A 13,817-nucleotide genomic window follows, 5' to 3' on the forward strand; every position below is an offset into this window, starting at 1 on the left:
CCCGGTGTGACGGGGCGCGATGACCAGAGCGGGGCGCGATGCCGACCGCCGCCGCGGGCTACTCGTACCGGAGCGCCTCGATCGGGTTCTGGCGGGCCGCTCGACGAGCCGGCAGCGTCCCCGCGAGGAACGCGATGAACATCACCACGAGGATGATCGTGATCACCGAGGACGGTGCGAACTGCAGGATCTGCAGGCCCGGCAGGTCCTTGAGCAGGGTGGCCGCGAGCACGTTCGAGATCGCGGTGCCGAGCCCGATCGCCACACCGGCGCCGATCGCACTGCCGAGGAAGCCGATGAACACGGCCTCGAGCGAGAACAGCGTGTAGACCTTCCCGCCGCCCATGCCCATGGCCTTCATCAGCCCGATCTCGCGGGTGCGCTCCTGCACGCTCATCAGCAGGGTGTTGATGATGCCGAACCCGGCGGCGATGAGCGCGATCACGGCGAAGGCGTTGAGGACGCCGACGATGCCGCTGATGACCGTCTGGAACTGGCCGAGCTGGTCCTGGATCGTCTGGCCCGTGTAGCCGTCGTCCGCCAGGGCCTTCTTCACGTCGGACACGTCGGCGCCCGAGGTCACCGTGGCCGAGGCACTGGCGTACGAGGTCGCGATCGACGAGGGCTTGCCGATCTCCTGCGCGGCCTGCATGGCGTCGGTGAGGGCCGTGTTCGCACCGGCGCCGCCGCCGAAGAGTGACTCGTTCTGCACGCCGACGACCGTGGCGGTGAGGGTGTGCTGCTTGCCCTGGTAGTCGTCGACCGCGAAGGTCAGGTCCTCACCCACGGCCGCCTTCGCACTGCCGAGCCCGAGGTTCTTGAGGTAGTCGGTCGGCAGGATCACCTGGTTCGCCTTCGTGTCGTCGTCGAGCTGCTTCCCCGACGCCAGGTCGGCCTTGAGCTCCCCCGCGTTGGCGGTCAGCGTGACGACGTACTTGCCGTCGCCACCGTGCTCGGCGTACTTCGGGCTCAGCGCGACGGCCGGGCGGACGGTGCCGATGCCGTCGACCGCCTTGACCTTGTCGATGTCGGACGCCGACAGGAAGCCGAACGACGCCGGACCCCGGTCGACGCTCTGGGTGGAGGCGTCAGGGTCGTACTTGGCCGGACCGCTGTCGGTCGTGGACGAGTCGACGGCCTTCGTGATGGTCAGCGACCCGGTGTCACCGATGGACGCGACCTGGGTGTCGATGTAGTTGCCGACACCAGTGCCGATCGCCGAGGTCAGCGTGATGGTGAACGCGCCGATGAAGATCGCGATGACGGTCAGCGTGGTGCGGAGCTTGGAGCGGAAGGTGTTGCCGACCGCGGTCCGGAGGAGGTCGAGGAAGTTCATGCGGAGTGCCTCCCGTGCTGGTCGGTGGCGACCGAGGCGGTCGCATCGGCAGAGGCCCCGACGGCGGCGGTGCGGTTGTCCGACCCGCCGACGATGAGCCCGTCGCGCACGTTCACGCTCCGGTCGCACCGTGCGGCGAGCTCCTCGTCGTGGGTGACGACGACGAGCGTGATGCCCCGTTCGCGCTGCAGTCCGAAGAGCAGGTCCTCGACGACCTGCCCGGTGTTCGTGTCGAGGTTCCCTGTCGGTTCGTCGGCGAAGATCACGCTCGGCTCCCCCACCAGCGCCCTGGCGATGACGACGCGCTGCTTCTGCCCGCCGGACAGGTCGTTGGCGTCGTTCTTGGCCTTGTCCGCCAGGTCGAGGGCGTCGAGAGCAGCCATCCCCCGGCGCTTCCGCTCGGCTCCGGAGACGCCGGCGATCTTCAGCGGCAGCACGACGTTGTCGAGCACCGAGGTCTTCGGCGTCAGGAAGAACTGCTGGAACACGAACCCGAAGGTGCTGTTCCTGGTGCGGTTCACGTCGCGGGCGCTCAGCGTCGCCGCGTCGGTGCCGTCGAGCAGCACCTGGCCAGTGGAGGGCTTGTCGAGCAGCGCCAGCAGGTGCATGAGCGTCGACTTGCCCGAACCGGACTTGCCGACGATCGCCAGGCTCTCACCCTGGTTCACCGCGAGCGACACCCCCTTGAGCGCGTCGAACCGCGACGAGCCGCGGCCGTAGGTCCTCGTGAGGTCTCGGACCTCGAGCACGGGAGTGGTCATGCGCCTGAGCGTAGTGGCGGATGCACGAGTGAAAGTTTGCATCTGCTGCAAACCACGTGACGTTCCGGTTACAGTCGTCCCATGCCTGAGTCCGTCGCGCCCCCCGCACTCGGTCTCCGCGACCGCAAGCGGATCGAGACGCGTCACCGGATCGCCGAGGCCGCCCGCTCGCTGGCGCTCGAGAACGACATCGACCACACCACGATCGAGCAGGTCGCCGCGCGTGCGGACATCTCGCCGCGCACCTTCTTCAACTACTTCGAGAGCAAGGAGGACGCGGTCCTCGGGCACACCGAGCTCGACCTGTCCCCCGAGGCCCTCGATGCCCACCTCGCCGCCGTCGCCGGCGAACCCGCGGCCCAGGCCGTCGTGGACCTGGCGTTCCTGGTGTTCGGTGAGACGTTCGGCGACGAGCGCGAACGGCTCGCCCGCAAGGAGCTCATCGTGCGCTTCCCGCAGCTGATGCGCCGCCAGGTCAGCCGGATGACGACCGTGGCCGAGGCCATGACCGGCGCCGTCCGCACGGTCCTCGAACGCGACCCGGCCTGGGGCCCGGACGCAGCGACCGCGCAGGCCGCCGAGATGCTGCTCGGCATGGTGATGACCGCGCTCCGCAGTGCGGCCCGGCACGAGGGCACCGACCCGGACGAGGTCCGCAACCGGGTGGTCGCGCTGATGCGCGACACCGCGGCCCGGATCGCGGCCGGCTGACAGCCAGACGGGAGGCTCCCCACCGGACCGGTGGGGAGCCTCCCGTCTGCCTGTGGCCGGTCAGGCGGCGCCGTGGCTGGCGCGGCTGCGTCGTGAGAGCGAGTCGATGATGACCGCGAGCAGGAGCACCGCGCCGGTGATCATGTAGCGGATCGACGAGTCGAGGCTGAGCAGCGTCAAGCCGTTCGAGATCGACTGGATCACGATGATGCCGAGCAGGGCCGACCAGGCGCTGCCTCGGCCGCCGAACAGGCTCGTGCCGCCGATGACCGCCGCGGCGATCGCGTTGAGGTTCGTGTCGCCGGCGCCCGAGGACAGGCTCGCGGAGTTGAGGCGAGCCGCGGCCAGGATGCCGCCGATGGTGGCGAACAGCGAGGTGAGCACGAAGACCGAGATGTAGATCCGGTTCACCCGGATGCCCGACCGTCGTGCAGCCTCGACGTTCCCGCCGACCGCGAAGACCGAGCGGCCCCAGCGGGTGCGCTTCAGCACGAAGTTCATCAGCACGACGAGCACGATGAAGAACACGAACGAGGTGCCCGTGCCGAAGTCGCGGGACAGGTACCAGACCATGACGCCGAGACCGATGAACAGCGCGAGCGACTTGGCGATCGTCAGGGACATGGCGCCCGTGGACAGGCCGGCGCGGCGTCGACGACCGGCGCGACGGACCTCGGTGACGAACAGGCCACCGGCCGCGACCGCGGCGAGCAGGTACGCGAGCCACGGGGGCAGGTACGAGGCCGAGGCGAACTGCACGATCGGCGACGAGTACGGCAGGTTGATCGAGCCGTTCGGGCCGAGGATGAGCAGCTGCAGGCCGAGGAAGCCGAGCAGCCCGGCGAGCGTGATCACGAAGCTCGGGACGCCGAACCGCGTGAAGAGCAGCCCGTAGAGCAGACCGGCGGCGGCACCGACGGCGAGCGCCACGACGAGCACGAGCCACAGCGGCCAGCCGAGCGTCGTCAGCCCCTGGCCGAGGATCGCGGCCGACAGCCCGCTGACGCTGCCGACGGACAGGTCGATCTCGCCGAGGAGCAGGACCAGGACGATGCCGATCGCGATGGTGCCGACGGCAGCGCACTGCAGCGCGAGGTTGACCAGGTTGCCGGGCGACAGGAAGTCCGGCGACAGGGCCTGGAACACCGCCCAGATCACCACGAGGCCGACGACCACGGGCAGCGAGCCGATGTCACCGCCGCGGACCCGGCGGACGAACGCCTTCGCGGCCCCGCCGATCCCCTGGTCACGGAGCAGTCGCTCGTCCTGCAGGTCGGCCGCGGACGGGGTGGGCGTCGCGGCGGTCAGGGTCTCGTCGGCCTTGCTCATGCGGTGGTCTCCTGCTCGGTCCTGGCGGCGGCACGACGGGTGACGGCGTTGTCGGTCGCTCCGGTGATGGCCGCGATGATCTCCTCGTAGGAGACGTCGTCGATGCGGAACGTGCCGTTGTTCCGGCCGAGGCGGAGCACCGCGACCCGGTCGGCGACGGCCTGCACGTCCGCGAGGTTGTGGCTGATGAGGACGACCCCGAGGCCGCGCTCGCGGAGGCGCTCGACGAGGTTGAGCACCTCGGCGGTCTGGGCGACCCCGAGTGCGGCGGTCGGCTCGTCGAGGACGACCACCTGCGGGTTGCCGATGAGCGACCGGGCGATGGCGACCGTCTGGCGCTGACCACCGGAGAGCGAGGCGATCGGGATGCGCACGGACGGGATCCGCGCGGCGAGCTGCTGCAGGAGCTCCCACGAGCGGCGTTCCATCTCCTCCTCGTCGAGGAAGGGGTGGCTGATCTCGCGGCCGAGGAACAGGTTCGACACGACGTCGAGGTTGTCCGCGAGCGCGAGGTCCTGGAAGACGGTGGCGATGCCCAGCGACTGGGCCGCCGCCGGGTTCGGGACGGTCACCTCGTCGCCGTTGAAGGTGATCGTGCCACCGTCCGGCGTGTAGACCCCGGCGAGGATCTTCACGAACGTGGACTTGCCGGCGCCGTTGTCGCCGACGATGGCGATCACCTCGCCCGCGTACACGTCGAAGTCGATGTCGCTGAGGGCCTGGACGGCACCGAACCGCTTCGTGATCCCGCGGAGGGACATCACCGGCTCGGAGGTGGGGTGTGCTGCTGCGGACTCGTTGCTCACGGGGTCGTCCTCGATCGGTGGGGCCCGCCCGGTCCGTGTGGGACCGGGCGGGCGGTTGTCCGGACTAGTTGATGCCGGCGGTGGAGCAGGCGGCGGCGTACTGCGACGTGCAGACCTGCTTCGTCGTGTACAGACCGTCCTTGATCACCGTGTCCTGCACGTTGTCCGTCGTGACGGCCACCGGGTCCAGCAGGGTCGAGGGCACGCTGTCGCCCTTGGCGGTCTTCACGGTCGAGTCACCCTTCGGCGACTTGCCCTGGGCGAACTGGATCGCCAGGTCCGCGGCCTGCGAGGCCTCGGGCTTGAACGCCTTGTAGACGGTCATGTACTGCTCCCCCGCGAGGATCCGCTGGATGCCCGCGAGCGACGCGTCCTGACCGGTGACCGGGGGCAGCGTCTTCACGCCGCTCGACTTGAGCGCCGCGATCACACCGCCGCCGGTGTCGTCGTTCGCCGCGTACACGCCGGTGATCTTGTCGGCGCCGAGCTTGCTGATCTGACCCGAGGCCCAGTCCTGCGCCTTGGCGGGGTCCCAACCGGGGGTGTCGTACTCGGCGAGGACCTTGTAGTCGCTCTTGTCGATGACCGAGTGCGCGCCCTTCTTGAACTGCGACGCGTTGTTGTCGGTCGGCGAGCCGTTGACCATGATGATCCCCGAGCCGGCCGGCACCTTCTTCGCCTTGAGGGCGTCGACGAGGGCCTGCCCCTGGAGCTGTCCGACCTTCTCGTTGTCGAACGAGATGTAGTAGCTCAGGTCCGGGCTGTCGATGAGCCGGTCGTAGGAGATGACCGGGACCTTCTTCGCCTTGGCCTGCTGGACGATGGACGCTGCCGCCTCGCCGTCGAACGGGTCGAGGACCAGGACCTTGACGCCCTGCGTGAGCATCGACTGGGCCTGCTGGAGCTGCTTCGACGCGTCACCGTCGGCGTTGGCGTAGACGACCGAGCAGCCGCTGCACTGCTTCTTGATCTCGGCGGTGAAGAGCGGACGGTCGGCGCTGGCGTAGCGGGCGGTGACCGAGTCGGGCAGGAGCAGGCCGATCTTGGCCTTCGAGGCGTCGCCGCCGCCGCTGCCGGACCCCGTCCCGGCTCCGGCCCCGTTCGAGCAGCCCGCCAGGGTGGTGATCGCGATCAGGAGCGCGCCGACGCCGAGCATGGCGCGTGTGGTGGATTTCTTCATTGAAACGTCCTCCGACAGGTGGGCCGCCCACGTTGGCGGTGCCCTGAGTGTGTCAGCGGGCGTTCTTGGCTGCAAGAGTTGAACGCAAGGGGTGCGGGCTGTGACGAAATCGTTATCGAAGGGTCGTCGACGTCGTTCCCGGCGCCGACCGGGCCGGGACCGTCACCGGGCTCGGGTGACGTCCACCGCCTCGATCGCCACGGCGAGGGCACCGGTCACGGCGGCCTTCTCTCCGAGCTGCCCCTGCACCACGTCCGGGGTGCCGTCCGCGTCGACGATGAGCATCGACTCGAGGGCGTGCCGCATCGGGCCGAGCAGCAGCTCCCCGGCGCGGGCGAACTCCCCCGTGACCACGACCCGCTCGGGGTCCAGCACGTTGCAGAGCCCGACCGCGGCGGTGCCGATCGCCCGCCCGGCGTCCGCGACCGCGCGGATGCAGGCCGGGTCGCCGGACATCGCGCGCAGGATGAGGTCGGTGAGCTTGAGCGTGCCCACCTCGTCGCGGACGGACTCGAGCACCGCGGGGGCGCCGGCCACGGCCTCCAGACAGCCGCGGTTCCCGCACCGGCAGATCGGACCGTGGGGCACCACGGGCGTGTGCCCGAACTCGCCGGCGACGCCGTGGTGCCCGCGGAACAGCCGGCCGTCGAGCACCAGCCCGGCACCGATGCCGTTGCCGACGTCGAGCGTGACGACGGTGCTGCGTCCGCGGCCCGCGCCGCTGCGGTGCTCCGCGAGGGCCGAGAGCGTGGCGGCGTTGTCGAGCTGCACGGGCTTGCCGACCCGCTCGCCGAGGGACGTGCCGATCGCGATGCCATCCCAGCCGCGCAGGATCCCGCCGCGCGCGGTCATGCCCGTGCGCTTGTCGATCGGTGCGGCCACGGCGAGCCCGACCGACAGGACCTCCTGCATGGACGAGTCCACCGACTCGGCCATGTCCATCACGAGCAGGGCGGCCTTGTCGAGCTCGGCGTCGGCGCGGTGGTCACGGGCCAGGGGCATGTGCCGCTCGGCCAGCACGGCCCCGTTGAGGTCGGACAGGGCCACGCGGAGGTGCCGCGGTGCGACGTGCACCCCGGCGACCAGGCCCAGGCCGTGCGGCAACGTCACCCGGAGGGCACGGCGTCCGCTCGACGTGCTCGGGGTGGCGTGCAGGGCGCCGGTGGCGACGAGCTCCTTGACGATGTTGGAGACCGTGGCCGGCGAGAGCCCGGTCGCGCCGGCCAGCTCGACCTGGGTCAGTCCCCCGTGGCGCTTGACGGCCTCGACCACCCGCCCCCGGTTGGCTTCACGCAGTGAAGCTTGGCTGCCCGGACTCCGGCGTGGTTCTGACACGGGGACAGCGTAACCGGGGGCGTCCGGCTACTTCGTGATGAAGCCTTCCTTGACCATCCAGTCGTAGGCGGCGTCGACCGGCTCGCGGCCCTCGACGTCGACCTGGCGGTTCAGTTCCTGCAGCACCGGGTCGGTGAGCTTCGGGGAGATCTGGTCGTAGATGCCCTCGAGCTGCGGGTACTCCTTCAGCGTGGCACTGTCGAGCACCGGCGCGACGTTGTACGCGGGGAAGAAGCCCTCGTCGTCCTCAAGCACCTGCAGGCCGAGCGACTTGATGCGGCCGTCGGTGGTGAAGACCTCGCCGAAGTTGCACGTCCCGCGGTCGGTCGCCGTGTAGACCGTGCCGGTGTCGAGGATGTCGACGTTGCCCTTCGGGATCGCGCTGGCACCGGAGCCACCGAGCTGCATGCCGTACTTCGCGAGCATCGGCTTGAACCCGTCGGCGCGTGAGTTGAACTCGGACTCGACGCAGAACGTGCGGTCCTCCGCGGGCAGGTCGGCGATCTGCGAGAGCTTCGTGATGCCGCCGAGGTCCTTGACGGCCTCCTTGCGCACCGCGAACGCGTAGGTGTTGTTCATCGGAGCGGGCGGCAGCCACGTGAGGCCGTTGCCGGCGTCCTCCTTCTTGACCGCCTGGTACTGCGCCTGCTTGTCCGGGATGCCCTCCTTGTGGCCCATGTAGGTCAGCCACGCGGTCCCGGTGTACTCGTAGGTCATGTCGGCGTCGTGCCCGGTCATCAGCTGGCGGACGGCGACGCTGCCCGGGACGTTCGTCTCGTCGGTCACCTGGAACCCGGCGGCCTTCGCGGCGAGCACGGCGATCTTGCCGAGCACGAGCTGCTCGGTGAAGTTCTTCGACGTGACCGTGATGTGGGCGTCCTCGGGCAGGTCGGCGATCCGCTTGATGGTGCCGGGCTCGGCCGCTGGGACGAACGAGGTCGCGGGCTGCAGGCCGCAGCCGGTCAGGGCGAGGGCGGCGGCACCGGCGACGAGGGTCGCGGCGACGCGACGCGTGCGCTTCGTGCGGGTCATCGGAGTCCCTTCGGTCGTGCGAACGTCTCGACGATGCGGCCGAGCCAGTCGATGGACAGGGCCAGCAGCGCGATGAGGAGCGCACCGGCGACCAGCACCTTGGGCAGGAACAGGTTCACGCCGGTGGTGATGAGCAGCCCGAGGCCACCGGCGCCGATGAACGTCGCGAGGGCGGCGGACCCGACCAGGAGCACCAGGGCGGTGCGGATGCCGGCGAGCATCACGGGGACGGCCAACGGCAGTTCGACCTTGAGCAGGACGGAGAACGCGCTCATGCCCATGCCACGACCGGCCTCGACGGTGCGCTGGTCGACGCTCTCGATGCCGATGATGGTGTTCCGCAGCACGGGCAGGATCGCGTACAGGACGAGCGCGATGACGGCCGCCCAGAACGAGAAGCCCAACCAGAACGCCAGGAGCACCACGAGACCGACCGCGGGTGCGGCCTGGCCGAAGTTCGCCACGGCGAGGATGAACCCGCTGGCCCGGCGGAGGGGACCGCGGGTCAGGACGATGCCGAGCGGGATGCCGATCACGAGCACGATGGCGGTCGACACGACGGTCAGCATCAGGTGCTGCCACGTCAGCGCGAGCAGGTCGGCCGGGTTCAGCGTCGTGCGCTCGGTCTCGGTGAGGTCCGCCGTGTTCAGCCAGACCGCGAACGCGGCGAGCACGACCAGGATCGCGACGGGCTGGATGACCAGGGCCTTCCAGGACGTCGCGTGCCCGCCGGACTTCGTCGTGGCGGGGTCGACGACGACGTCAGTCATCGGTGCCCCCGGTCGACGATGCCTGCACCGGCGACTTCGGCAGGGTCTCGATCGGGTTCGTGTTCGTCCCGACCGGCGTGTACGCCTGCTCCTCGGCCGCAGCGGCGCGGGAGCGGGTGATCGCCTCCATGACCGTCTCGACGGTGATGACACCGCGGAAGGCGTCACGGCCAGCGGTGACCAGGGCGGCGCCCGCGCTGGACACGAGCATGGTGTCGAGCGCGTCGTTGAGCGTCGCGGCCTCGCCGACGACGGGCAGGTTCGGCTCGATGCCCTCGGGGATGCGCTCCAGGCGCTCGAGCTGACGGCGTGACGGCCACCCGATGGGGCGCTGGCGGCGGTCGACGACGACGGCGTGCCCGTGGCCACCGGCCTCACGCATCCGCTGCAGGACGGCCTTCGCCTCTTCGCCGGGGGAGCAGGTCACGGCGTCGACGACCTCGACGTCGCGGACCCGGTTCAGGGTGAGCTGCTTGAGGCCGGCGCCCGAGCCGATGAAGTTCTCGACGAACTCGTTCGCGGGCTCGGCGAGGATGCGCTCCGGGCTGTCGTACTGCACGATGTGCGCGCCCTCGGAGAAGATCACGATCCAGTCGCCGAGCTTCACGGCCTCGTCGAAGTCGTGCGTGACGATGACGATCGTCTTGTGCAGCTCCTCCTGGATCCGGATGAGCTCGTCCTGTAGTCGCGCCCGGGTGATCGGGTCGACGGCGCCGAAGGGCTCGTCCATGAGCAGCACGGGCGGGTCGGCGGCGAGTGCCCGGGCGACGCCGACGCGCTGCTGCTGACCGCCGGAGAGCTCACGGGGGTAGCGGTCGCGGTAGGTCTCGGGGTCGAGGGACACCAGCTCGAGGAGCTCGTCGACACGGGCGGCGATCTTCGCCTTGGACCAGCCGAGCATCTTCGGCACGATCGCGATGTTCGCCGCGACCGTCATGTGCGGGAAGAGCCCGCCGGCCTGGATCACGTAGCCCATGCGGCGGCGCAGCTCGTCGCCGTCGATGCTGGTCACGTCGTCGTCGCCGACCACGATGCGGCCCTCGGTGGGCTCGATGAGCCGGTTGATCATCTTCAGCGTGGTCGTCTTGCCGCAGCCGGACGGGCCGACGAGCATGACGATCTTGCCCGCCGGGATCTCGAGCGTGATGCCGTCGACGGCGGGCTTGGCCTGGCCCGGGTACCGCTTGGTGACGGTGTCGAGCAGGATGCTGCGGCCCGTGACGTCGCCGTCGGGGGCGGTGAGGGTGGCGTTGTCAGTGGACACGGATACCTCGCGAGGTGGTCAGGCGGCCGAGGCCGAGGAGCAGGAGGTCGAGGACGAGGGCGAGCAGGACGACGCCCACCACACCCACCACGACGGAGTTGAGCGAGTTGGCGCCGCCGAGGCGGGACAGGCCGGAGAAGATGAAGCCGCCGAGTCCCGGGCCGAGGGCGTACGCGGCGACCGCGGCGACACCCATCACCATCTGCGCGGAGACCCGGACGCCGGTCAGGATGATCGGCCACGCGAGCGGCAGCTCGATCTGCACCAGGGTGCGGAAGCGGCCCATGCCGATGCCCCGCGCCGACTCGACGACGGCGGGGGAGATCTCGGAGAGCCCGACGACCGCGTTGCGGAGGATCGGCAGGGCGGCGAAGAAGGTGACGGTGACGACGGACGGCACGACGCCGAACCCGAGCGGCACGAGCAGCAGTCCGATGACGGCGAACGACGGCAGGGTCAGGCCGATGGTCGACAGCTCGTTCGCCGCCGACCGGAGCCGGGGGATGCGGTAGACGAGTGCTGCGAGCACCACGGCGATGACGGTGGCGAGCACGGTGCACTGGACGACCAGTGAGAAGTGCTGCCACGAGGCGAACCAGATCTGGTCCCATCGCTCCACGACGTACTGGAACACGGAGTCGGTTCCTTCCCGGTCGGCAGTCCTGCCCGCGGATCGGGCACGAACGCGGCCAAACGTAGCCAAGGCGTCCGCGATCTGTACAACCGTGGAACCGCCTGCCGCCGGGAACCTGCGTGACCGCGCAGCGAGGAACCCCTGGTCAGAGGGGCTACCTACCGGTGACCCTGGGAGAACGGTAACGATCCCTGGGTCATGCCGACTACAGCCCCGCGCTCCGCAGTCCCGCCCGCTCGGCGATGTCGGCGAGGTGGTCGCGCCAGTCGCGCCACTCGTCGGCAGTCTTGTCCGCCAGGTTGCCGTCGCCGTCCCCGGCCAGGCCGTCGAGCATCTCGCGCACGATGTCGGCGTGGCCAGCGTGCCGGGCCGTCTCGTACGCCATGTGCACGAGGATGCGGTGCAGCGTGACCTCGCGGACGTCCTCGGGCCACCAGGGCACCACCCCGCGGGCGTCGAGGTCGAGCGCCGCGATGGTGGCGTCGGCGTGCGCGGCGCTGGCGTGGTGGAAGGCCACGACGTCAGCGGTCGTCTCGTCGAGGCCCGCGTACATGTCGGAGTCGTCCTCGGCCGTGATCCAGGCCGGGGGATCGGGGAAGGGCCGGTCGAACACCGACCCGAAGTACAGCAGCTGCACCGAGGCCACGTGCTTGACGAGTCCGAGCACGTTCGTGCCCGTCGGGGTGACCGGCCACCGTGCCTGCCGTTCCGCGAGTCCGTCGAGCTTGCCGACCAGCGCTGCCCGGTGCTTCTGCAGGTAGCGGTGCAGCGTCGCCTTCACCTGTGCCTGGTCCGTCAGGGGCGCGCGGCCCTCGTCGCTGAGCCGCGACGTGCCGACGGACGCCAGCGTCGCGGACGCCGGCGCCCGCCGGACAGAAGGGACGTCGGGCACGCCGGACACGTCGGCGTCCGCGGTGCTGCCGGGGGAGTCGGTCATGCGGTCGATCGTGCCACCGCTCGTGCCCGGACGCGCTCCGACTCGGCCACGGCGACGCGTTCGGCCGTGAGCAGCAGCGACGCGACGTCGGTGGCGCTGCGCGTCGGCTGGTCGTTCCAGCTCGTCAGGTCACGGACCCGGCCCATGCGGACGTCTGGCGCCGGGCACCAGAGCACCGGGGTGCCCTCGGCGGACGCCAGGGCGTGCCACACGACGTCGAGCGCGCGCTGCACCGGCTGCGCGTGCACCGCGTGCGGCCCGCCCGCGGCCGAGACGACGGCACCGACCAGGCAGGCGCCGACCAGGGGCCGGCCGACGACGTCCATCGCCGCCGCGCTCGAGGCCGTGCGGGTGCGCCCGGCCTCGTCCACGTAGGCGAACCAGGCGTGCTGGATCCAGCCGTGTTCGACGACACCGCGGGCGTCGGAGAGCAGCCGTCCGAGGTCGGCGAGCTCGGCGATCTCGGTGGCGTCACGACGGGCTCGGGCGGCAGCCCGGCGGACGGCGATCCGGTCGAGGAGGCCGCGCAGTCCGGAGCGGGACGGCGCGGACGAGGAGGGAGCGGCGTCGGTGTCGACGTCGTGCTGGACGCGGAACTCGAGGGTCATCAGGCCCCTCCGATTCTTCACGTGCACGGATGGTGTGGAGCGACGATAACGCCGTTCTGCTCAGCCGTCGAGGGCCGCGTCGATCCCGCGGCGCCCGACGGTCCGGAACGCGCTGTCGTCACTGGTCCACAGGGCCGAGGCGATGGACACGGCCCAGCCACGTGCCCTGGTCCAGGTCGCGTCGTCGGCCGCCACCAGTGCGCGGAAGGTGCGCCGGCCCTCCCGGTCGAAGGTCAGCCATGCCGTGGCCAGGTCGACCGCCGGGTCCCCGGCGGTCACGTCGCCGAAGTCGACGACCGCCGACAGGCGATCGCCGCCTGGCCCGCGCTCCACCAGCACGTTGAACGGGTGCAGGTCGCCGTGCACCCAGACGGGAGGCCCGGCGTGCGTCGGCAGCGCCGCTGCGGTCCGCCAGAGCGCGGCCAGCTCACGGGCACGGGGCACGTCCGCGGTCGCCAGCCGGTCGAGCACCGCCTCGGTCCGCGTGGCGAGCGGGACCGCGCGGAACGGGTTCACCGGGGCGTCCGACGGCGCGGGCACGTGGAGCAGAGCGACGAAGGCGGCGAGCGCTCGGGCGACGGACGGTCCCGCCGCGCGGTCGCCGATGACCTCGCCGGGCAGCCATCGGACGACGCTCCACGACCACGGGTAGCCGAGCGCCGGGCGGCCCAGGCGGACGGGCTCGGGCACCGGGACGACGGGCGCGACCCGGCGGGCGATCTCCGGCACCCACCGCTGTTCGTGCTCGACGAGCCGTGCGGCGGCCGCCCGCCGGGGGAGTCGGACCGCCAGGTCGTCGCCGAGCCGCAGGACCACGTTGTCCCAGCCGTTCGCGACGACGCGCAGCCGGTGGTCCGCCAGGTCCGGGTGCTGGTCGGCGAGCAGCGACCGGACGAGGGGCACGTCGACGGCGACCTCGGCGGCAGGGGTGGGCATCGCGACAGGGTAGCGGCCCGTGCTTCCCCGCGAACGGGGGAGTTCAGCCGTGATCAGACTCTTGGTAGCTTCACAGTGTCGGATGACGTGGGTGTCGCTGGGGGGACCCACGTACCGGACGGCCGGTCGTGGTCGCAGGGGGCCACGGTCGGCGCGGTGGTCTGGTACCGCGTCACTT

The 13,817-nt window shown here is 70.8% G+C and carries 14 protein-coding genes; 1 reads left to right on the forward strand and 13 read right to left on the reverse strand.

What is annotated here, in order from left to right; translation table 11 throughout:
• Positions 1 to 58: 58 nt before the first annotated feature.
• Together ITJ54_RS06170 and ITJ54_RS06175 are read right to left on the reverse strand one after the other, a co-directional pair.
• Complete coding sequence (locus ITJ54_RS06170) at positions 59 to 1,336, reverse strand: ABC transporter permease (RefSeq protein ID WP_194626618.1); 1,278 nt, start codon at positions 1,334 to 1,336, stop codon at positions 59 to 61.
• On the reverse strand, positions 1,333 to 2,097 hold the full coding sequence (locus ITJ54_RS06175; RefSeq protein ID WP_194626620.1) for an ABC transporter ATP-binding protein: 765 nt from the start codon (positions 2,095 to 2,097) through the stop codon (positions 1,333 to 1,335). Before ITJ54_RS06175 ends, ITJ54_RS06170 begins: the two co-directional genes overlap by 4 nt.
• Before the next feature lie 81 nt (positions 2,098 to 2,178).
• Here ITJ54_RS06175 and ITJ54_RS06180 point away from each other — a divergent pair, with 81 nt between their 5' ends.
• Positions 2,179 to 2,808 carry a TetR/AcrR family transcriptional regulator gene (locus tag ITJ54_RS06180; protein WP_194626622.1) on the forward strand — a complete coding sequence of 210 codons (630 nt, stop codon included), beginning with the start codon at positions 2,179 to 2,181 and terminating at the stop codon, positions 2,806 to 2,808.
• A gap of 60 nt (positions 2,809 to 2,868) precedes the next feature.
• Here ITJ54_RS06180 and ITJ54_RS06185 read toward each other — a convergent pair whose 3' ends face one another.
• The 11 genes from ITJ54_RS06185 to ITJ54_RS06235 all read right to left on the reverse strand — a co-directional run bounded on the left by ITJ54_RS06185 (position 2,869) and on the right by ITJ54_RS06235 (position 13,639).
• Positions 2,869 to 4,137 (reverse strand): sugar ABC transporter permease, encoded by a 1,269-nt coding sequence (locus ITJ54_RS06185; protein WP_194626624.1) that lies wholly within the window; start codon positions 4,135 to 4,137, stop codon positions 2,869 to 2,871.
• Positions 4,134 to 4,943: an ATP-binding cassette domain-containing protein gene (locus tag ITJ54_RS06190; RefSeq protein WP_416354895.1), complete on the reverse strand. Its 810-nt coding sequence runs from the start codon at positions 4,941 to 4,943 to the stop codon at positions 4,134 to 4,136. The genes ITJ54_RS06185 and ITJ54_RS06190 overlap by 4 nt, the downstream gene beginning before the upstream one ends.
• A 64-nt stretch (positions 4,944 to 5,007) precedes the next feature.
• Positions 5,008 to 6,123: a sugar ABC transporter substrate-binding protein gene (locus ITJ54_RS06195; protein WP_194626626.1), complete on the reverse strand. Its 1,116-nt coding sequence runs from the start codon at positions 6,121 to 6,123 to the stop codon at positions 5,008 to 5,010.
• 162 nt (positions 6,124 to 6,285) lie between these two features.
• Entirely contained in the window at positions 6,286 to 7,458 is a 1,173-nt protein-coding gene (locus tag ITJ54_RS06200; protein WP_071277021.1) for an ROK family transcriptional regulator, read from the reverse strand.
• 27 nt (positions 7,459 to 7,485) lie between these two features.
• On the reverse strand, positions 7,486 to 8,490 hold the full coding sequence (locus tag ITJ54_RS06205) for a glycine betaine ABC transporter substrate-binding protein (RefSeq protein WP_194626627.1): 1,005 nt from the start codon (positions 8,488 to 8,490) through the stop codon (positions 7,486 to 7,488).
• Entirely contained in the window at positions 8,487 to 9,260 is a 774-nt protein-coding gene (locus ITJ54_RS06210) for an ABC transporter permease (RefSeq protein WP_194626628.1), read from the reverse strand. Before ITJ54_RS06210 ends, ITJ54_RS06205 begins: the two co-directional genes overlap by 4 nt.
• Positions 9,253 to 10,524, reverse strand: coding sequence for an ATP-binding cassette domain-containing protein (locus tag ITJ54_RS06215; protein WP_194626629.1), 1,272 nt, complete (start codon positions 10,522 to 10,524; stop codon positions 9,253 to 9,255). Before ITJ54_RS06215 ends, ITJ54_RS06210 begins: the two co-directional genes overlap by 8 nt.
• The gene (locus ITJ54_RS06220) at positions 10,514 to 11,158 is read right to left on the reverse strand and encodes an ABC transporter permease (protein ID WP_194626630.1); all 645 of its coding nucleotides are present in this window, start codon (positions 11,156 to 11,158) and stop codon (positions 10,514 to 10,516) included. Before ITJ54_RS06220 ends, ITJ54_RS06215 begins: the two co-directional genes overlap by 11 nt.
• Positions 11,159 to 11,363: 205 nt before the next feature.
• On the reverse strand, positions 11,364 to 12,095 hold the full coding sequence (locus ITJ54_RS06225) for a DinB family protein (protein WP_228508701.1): 732 nt from the start codon (positions 12,093 to 12,095) through the stop codon (positions 11,364 to 11,366).
• The gene (locus ITJ54_RS06230; RefSeq protein WP_194626631.1) at positions 12,092 to 12,724 is read right to left on the reverse strand and encodes a hypothetical protein; all 633 of its coding nucleotides are present in this window, start codon (positions 12,722 to 12,724) and stop codon (positions 12,092 to 12,094) included. The genes ITJ54_RS06225 and ITJ54_RS06230 overlap by 4 nt, the downstream gene beginning before the upstream one ends.
• A gap of 39 nt (positions 12,725 to 12,763) precedes the next feature.
• A complete protein-coding gene (locus ITJ54_RS06235) occupies positions 12,764 to 13,639 on the reverse strand; it encodes an aminoglycoside phosphotransferase family protein (protein WP_194626632.1) in 876 nt (291 codons plus the stop codon).
• Between the last annotated feature and the right edge of the window lie 178 nt (positions 13,640 to 13,817).

Source organism: Curtobacterium sp. VKM Ac-2865 (assembly GCF_015350905.1).
Lineage (GTDB): Bacteria > Actinomycetota > Actinomycetes > Actinomycetales > Microbacteriaceae > Curtobacterium.